General features: G+C 71.4%; 6 protein-coding genes. 1 reads left to right on the forward strand and 5 read right to left on the reverse strand.

What is annotated here, in order from left to right; genetic code table 11:
- The 5 genes from IBL25_RS24220 to rfaD form a co-directional block, all read right to left on the reverse strand.
- A partial coding sequence (locus IBL25_RS24220; RefSeq protein ID WP_187781028.1) for a hypothetical protein occupies window positions 1-909 on the reverse strand: 909 nt, incomplete at its 3' end.
- A 64-nt stretch (window positions 910-973) separates the two neighbouring features.
- Window positions 974-1,744 carry a peptidoglycan editing factor PgeF gene (pgeF, locus tag IBL25_RS24225; protein ID WP_187781029.1) on the reverse strand — a complete coding sequence of 257 codons (771 nt, stop codon included), beginning with the start codon at window positions 1,742-1,744 and terminating at the stop codon, window positions 974-976.
- Window positions 1,741-2,751, reverse strand: a complete 1,011-nt coding sequence (locus IBL25_RS24230; protein WP_187781030.1) for a class I SAM-dependent methyltransferase — start codon at window positions 2,749-2,751, stop codon at window positions 1,741-1,743. The genes pgeF and IBL25_RS24230 overlap by 4 nt, the downstream gene beginning before the upstream one ends.
- On the reverse strand, window positions 2,748-3,557 hold the full coding sequence (gene lgt / locus IBL25_RS24235; RefSeq protein WP_187781031.1) for a prolipoprotein diacylglyceryl transferase: 810 nt from the start codon (window positions 3,555-3,557) through the stop codon (window positions 2,748-2,750). Before lgt ends, IBL25_RS24230 begins: the two co-directional genes overlap by 4 nt.
- 14 nt (window positions 3,558-3,571) lie before the next feature.
- A complete protein-coding gene (gene rfaD, locus IBL25_RS24240) occupies window positions 3,572-4,564 on the reverse strand; it encodes an ADP-glyceromanno-heptose 6-epimerase (RefSeq protein WP_187781032.1) in 993 nt (330 codons plus the stop codon).
- A gap of 166 nt (window positions 4,565-4,730) precedes the next feature.
- On the opposite strand from rfaD, the gene IBL25_RS24245 reads away from it, so the two are divergent.
- Window positions 4,731-5,111: an accessory factor UbiK family protein gene (locus IBL25_RS24245; RefSeq protein WP_187781033.1), complete on the forward strand. Its 381-nt coding sequence runs from the start codon at window positions 4,731-4,733 to the stop codon at window positions 5,109-5,111.
- The last annotated feature ends 146 nt before the right edge of the window (window positions 5,112-5,257 follow it).

Raw genomic sequence — 5,257 nt, forward strand, 5'->3', positions numbered from 1 at the left:
CTCCGGCGCCTGCTGCGGGCCGGGGGGCGAGCCCGCGTTGCGCAGCACGTCGCGGATGCCGGCCGAGGCCTCGTCCGCCACCACATAGGCGACATCGGCCCAGAAGCGGTTCAGGCTGCCCTTCGGCACCTCGTTCATCTGCAGCACCTGGCCGATTTCCTGCCCGTCCCGGCGCGTGACGATCCAGAGGATCTCGACGCGCTGCTGGTTATTGGGGGCATCGGCCATGGTGACGCGGCCCTCGACGCCATAGTCGGCGCCCTCGGCGTTGTTCTGCGGCACCAGGCCGCGCTTGGTCAGGAACTCCTCCATGCGGGCGGTGAGCGCGGCATTGCCGTCGCCCGGGGCCCCCTTCACCGGCACCAGCCGCAGGCGTGGCGCGGCCTTGCCGGTCAGGCTTTGCGGATGGCTTTCCTTGCGCGCGGCCTCGATGCCCGACAGCAGCTTGGCGATGTTGGGGGCATCGCGGTCGCCCAGGCTCTTGAACACGCTGGGGGCCGCGCTGGCCCAGGCCTTCAGCGGCACCGGGGCGCCGGTGTTGCTGGCAAGCGACGCGCCATCGGCGTCGTACAGGGTGTAACGCGGCACCACCGTGTTGCGGTTGGCGTCCGGCCGCTGCGCCACGATGGTCAGCCGCAGGTCCAGCGGCAGCGGCGCGGTGACGGTGGCCGGCACCTCCGCATCGCGCAGGGCGATGGCCATGGCCTCGGCCAGGTCCTTGGAGGCTTCGTCCGAGAGCATGGCATCCGTGGGCTTCACCACGGCGATGCGATAGGCGGGCGGCAGCGCCAGGCGCGCGGCCTCACCGCCCGGATTGCCCCGGTAGGGTTGCGGCAGGGTGCCACAGGCGGTGGCCAGCAACAGCAGCACCAGCGGCAGGTGGCGCCGCAGGAAGTCAGACCAGGGCAATGCAGAACACCATCATGAAATAAGGACGAAAAAGCAGAACATCGGCGGGCGGGGCGGGGTTGCCCTAGGCCGGCAGGGCGATGGCCGAGAGCTGGTGGCCGATCGGCCCGCCGCCGCGCAGCGTGTTGCGGCGGTAGGAGAAGAAGCGGTCTTCCTCCACCAGGGTATCCGCCGCCACCACGGAAACCAGCCCGGCGCCCGCCGCCCGCAGCCGCGCGGCACAATAGCCGGCGAGGTCGAATTGCCAGCGGTCCTCCCGCTGCCCGGGGGCGAAGAAGCGGGCGGCCTCGGCCGATTGCGCCAGGGCGGCGTCGCGCATATCCGGCCCGACCTCGTAGGAAGGCTGGCGGATGCAGGGGCCGACCACGGCGGCGATGTTCTTCCGGGTCGCGCCCAGGGCCTCCATGGCCGCGATGGTGGCTTCCAGCACACCGCCCACGGCGCCGCGCCAGCCGGCATGGGCCGCGCCCACCACCCCCGCCGCGCGGTCCGCGAACAGGATGGGGCCGCAGTCGGCGGTGATGATGCCCAGCGCCAGCCCGGGCCGGTCAGTGACCATGGCATCGGCCTGCGGGCGGGAATCGGGCGGGATGGGCGCCGTCACCTGTGCCACGGCGGGCCCATGCACCTGCACGGTGGAGGAAAGCGCGGCCGGCGCGATGCCGATGGCCTCCATCGCCAGCGCCCGGTTGCGGGCCACGGCATCCGGGTCGTCGCGGCCGGAAAGGGAGCAGTTCAGCGAGGCGAAGCTGCCGGAGGAGACACCGCCGCGCCGGGTGAAGAAGCCATGCGGCAGGCCATCCAGCGCCGCGTCGGAGAGGAATTCGGCGGTCATGGGGCGGATACCTCGAAGCCAGGCGGGGCGGGAAGGGCAGGATGGGTCAGGGCCAGGGCCTTGAACAGCCGGCCCATGCCCTCGGGCGCGATCAGCCGCTGGGCGGCGGAAAGCTGCAAGCCGGCGGAATGTGGCGCGGCGCGGGCCAGCATGGCGGCGCGTGTCACCAGCCCCAGCGCCTGCAGGAAGATGCCCTGCGGCACCGGGCCATGCGCGGCGGCGCCCGCCGCCCGCGCCACGCGGGCGAGCGCGGCGAAGTCCACATGGGCAGTGATATCGACGCTGCCGGGCTCGGACAGCGGATCGGCGGCGCGATGGTTGGCCAAGGCCTGGAGGCTGTCGCCCAGCCCGCTCTCGGCCGGGCCATAATCCAGGAAGAGCGCGGCGCCGCCCTGCTGGGCCAAGCGGCTGGCCAGGGCACGCACAAAAGCCTCGCCGGCCTCGTTCCATTCCTGCACGGCGCCCTCGGGGGCCTCGGCGGGCAGGGGGGGCGGGTTCTCGGCGGGCTGCTCGGCAAAGGCGCCGTCGCGCACGAAGCGCTCCATCCAGCCCTCCCCACGGCGGACGAACTGGCGGATCGGCAGCGCGTCCAGGAACTCGTTGCTCAGGATGATGGCGGGGCCGGGCGGCAGGCTGTCGAGGCTGTCATGCCATTCCGCCACGCCTTCGCCCAGCGTCGCGGCCTGCACGGCGCGCAGTCCGGGGCTGGCTTCCACCAGATGCACCCGCAGCGCGGCGCGGAAGGGCGGCAGGGCGGTGGCGATGCCGCGCAGCGCATCCGCCATCAGCGTGCCGCGCCCGGGGCCGAGTTCCACCAGATGCACGGGGAAGGGTGCGCCCATGCCCTGCCAGACCACGGCGGCCCAGAGGCCCAGGCATTCGCCGAAGGCCTGGGACATCTCGGGCGCGGTGGTGAAGTCCCCCCGCGCGCCGAAGGGCTCGCGCCCGGCGTAATAGGCCGCCGCCGCGCGGGCCATGAAGTGGTCGAGGCGTTCCGCCTCGCTCAAGCCGTCACGCTCCGGGTGACGGGCTTGGCGCGCAGCATCAGGAAGGCGCCGACCAGCACCATCGGGATGGAGAGAAGCTGCCCCATGGTGAGGCCGGCGAAGAGGAAGCCGAGTTGCGCGTCCGGCTGGCGGAACAGCTCACCCACCATGCGGGCGATGCCATAACCGGCCAGGAAGGCGCCGGCCACGAAGCCCAGCCGCGCCCGGATGGCCGGGATATGCACCAGCACCTGCACGACCAGCAGCAGGATCAGCCCTTCCATGGCGGCCTGGTAAAGCTGGCTGGGGTGGCGCGGCTCCGGCCCGCCGGTGGGGAAGACCATGGCCCAGGGCACGTCCGAGACGCGGCCCCAGAGCTCGCCATTGATGAAATTGGCGAGGCGGCCAAAGAAGAGCCCCACCGGCACGATGGCGCAGATGCGGTCCCCGAAGCCCAGGAAGCTGAGCTTCTGCTGCCGGCAATACAGGAAGATCGCCAGGATCACCCCCGCGGCGCCGCCATGGAAGGACATGCCGCCCTGCCAGATGTAGAGCGCTTCCCAGGGCGCGGTCAGATACCGCTCGAAGCCGTAGAAGAGCACATAGCCCAGCCGGCCGCCCAGGATGACACCCAGCACCGCCCAGGTGACGAAGTCGTCCACCTGCTGCTTGGTGGCCACGGCGGGGCTCAGCACCACCAGCCGCTTCATCCACTGCCAGCCGATGACGATGCCGACGATATAGGCCAGCGCATACCAGCGGATGGCCAGCGGGCCCAGATGCACCAGCACCGGGTCGATGGCAGGGAAGGCGATCACAGGGAACATGCCGGCGCGGGCCCTCAGACGTAGGGGTCGGGCTGGGTCAGGTAGCGCTGCACATAGCGCGCCACCCCATCCTCCAGCCCCGTGGCGGCACCGGCGAAGCCGGCGGCGCGCAGCCGGTCCATGCGGGCCTGGGTGTAGTACTGGTACTTGCCTTCCAGATCGATCGGCATGTTCACGAAGGAGATGTCGGGCTCCTTGCCCAGCGCCGCATAGATGGCGCGCGTCAGGTCCAGGAAGGACCGCGCCGTGCCGGTGCCGACGTTGAACAGGCCGGACACCTGCGGGTTGTCCAGCAGCCAGAGCATCACCTCGACGCAATCGTCCACATGGACGAAGTCGCGCAGCTGCTCGCCATCCGCGATGCCCTCGCGGTCGGAGCGGAACAGGGTGGCGGGCATGTCCGACATGATCTGGCGGAACTTGTGCAGCACCACGCTGGCCATGCGGCCCTTGTGGAATTCATTGGGGCCATAGACGTTGAAGAACTTCAGCCCGGCCCATTGCGGCGGCGCCTTGTGGCCGCGCGCCAGCAGGTCGGCGATTCGCCGGTCCGTGGCGTGCTTGGACCAGCCGTAGAGGTTCAACGGCCGCAGCTTCGCCAGTGCCTCGGGCGAGGCATCGTCGTCGAAGCCCTGCTCGCCCCCGCCATAGGTGGCGGCGGAGGAGGCATAGATCAGCGGCACCCCATGGTCCGCGCACCAGGAGAAGAGGCGCAGCGTCAGGGAAAGGTTGTTCTCCGCCACCAGGTCGCCGTCGCGCACCGTGGTGTCGCTGATGGCGCCCAGGTGCAGGATGGCTTTGGGGCGCGGCGTATCGGCCAGCCAGGCCCAGAGCCGGTCGGGGCTCAGGATGCCGGCGATGCCGTGATGCGCCAGGTTGCGCCACTTCTCGCGCCCGGCCTCACCGGCGCGCAGCCGGTCCACCACCAGCACTTCCTCGCCACGGGCACAAAGCGCCGCCACGAGATTGGAGCCGATGAAACCGGCGCCTCCGGTCACTAAATACATGGGGCAGGGTCCATCAGGGCGCGCAGAGCCTTCCGCGATGTGGTGGCCCGGGGTTGTTCCCCGGGCGCGCCGGGTATAGGCGCCGTGCCGTGATAGCGGCAAGCACCGATGCCAGGCGACCTGCCCCGGGCATCAGTCTGTTTCACCGGCGTTTTGGAGGTTTGGGATGACGGATACCAAGAGCGAGAGCGGCACCGGCACCGGCTACGGCCCCGGCCGGCGCGGGCGCTTCTTCGACGACCTGGCTGGCGTGGCGGGCGGGGCCTTTTCCGTCTTCGCCGGCGCGCGGGCCGAGCTGGAATCGCTGGTGAAGTCGCAGGTCGAGATGCTGGCGCAGCGGCTGGAGCTGGTGCGGCGCGAGGACCTGGATGCCGCGCTGGAAGTGGCCCGCCGCGCGCGGGAGGAATCCACCGCCCTGGCCGCCCGCGTGGCGGCGCTGGAGGCGAAGCTCGGTACCGGCGCTGCGGCGAAGCCAGCCGCTGCGGAGGAGGCGCCGTCCTCCCCCACCCCCAAGGAAGACCCGAAGGACCCCGCCAGCCTCGCCTGAGGCCAGCGGGCGGCGGAAGGGCCAGGGGAGCGATCCCCTGGCCCTTTTTGCTGGCTCAATAGCGGTAATACGGCGGCGGGCGGTGCCAGCGCGGCGGCGGCCCCCGGTGCCAGCGCGGCGGCGGGCCGTAGTAGCGGGCGCGCGGC

Origin of the sequence: Pseudoroseomonas ludipueritiae, from assembly GCF_014490445.1 — a bacterium.
Classification (GTDB): Bacteria; Pseudomonadota; Alphaproteobacteria; order Acetobacterales; family Acetobacteraceae; genus Pseudoroseomonas; species Pseudoroseomonas ludipueritiae.